Here is an 824-nt window from a genome sequence, read left to right as displayed (position 1 = left end):
GGCGCAGCTTTATTTCCTGGAGAAAAGATCAGCTACTGACTGAAGTTTCAATGTTGCTAAAGGGAGTAGGAAGTGAATTCCACATACGTTATACGTGATTGCTTAGTGCCTGCACATCAAGGGCATGAGCTTGTAATGGGTCTAGGTGCGTCATACCAATGGCTGGAAATATAAACCATAACAAGGCCAATCACAAACGCCAGCAAGCTGGCTGGACTCGCTGACGCTCGCCTGTGTTGGCGGCGTTATACGTAGAGGAGTCAGCATAAATATATGAGCATTGATGATCTGGATAAAAAAGGATGGTTCCAAATTCGTATTGCGAACGGCGTGAATTTCCTTGATGCGTTATTAGAATATGCAAATGGTCTTGGTAGTCCCGTAAAGGCTCGAAAGTCACAGGATATCATTCAGAAACTGGTCCCCATTTCTAGCTGCAAGGCTCATCCGAGATCTCTAAGCTCCAAATATGCAACGGGTGCATTTCCTCTCCATGTTGATACCGCACACTGGGCAACCCCTTGCAGGTATCTGGTGTTTGGGTGCATGGATGAAGGAGAAAGCGTTAGGCCTACCATATTATTAGACTTCAATTCATTACAGCTAACAAAAGAAGAAAGTGATTATTTGTATAACTCGCCTTTTGTAATAAAGAATGGCCGCAATTCGTTTTATGGGAATATTTTGTCAAAAGAAAGAAAATTTATGAGGTATGATTCTGGTAACAGTTCACCCAGAGTGGCTTGACGCACACAATTCTTCAGGAATGGGGTAATTCGTTTTTTCGATGCAGGCGCGGACTACGGCTCGTAACCACTCCTGAG

Annotated in this window: 1 protein-coding gene; it reads left to right on the top strand. The window is 43.9% G+C overall.

The window, feature by feature from the left end:
* Positions 1-273 precede the first annotated feature (273 nt).
* Positions 274-747, top strand: coding sequence for a hypothetical protein (locus tag IEW52_RS15595; protein ID WP_188630996.1), 474 nt, complete (start codon positions 274-276; stop codon positions 745-747).
* Positions 748-824 lie beyond the last annotated feature (77 nt).

This window comes from Oceanisphaera marina (assembly GCF_014643915.1).
GTDB lineage: Bacteria > Pseudomonadota > Gammaproteobacteria > Enterobacterales > Aeromonadaceae > Oceanimonas > Oceanimonas marina.
This window is presented reverse-complemented; position numbering and strand designations above follow the sequence as displayed.

Bases quoted from the DNA above. Each gene is read 5' to 3' on its own strand.
- IEW52_RS15595 (WP_188630996.1), top strand. From the start codon at position 274: ATGAGCATTGATGATCTGGATAAAAAAGGATGGTTCCAAATTCGTATT.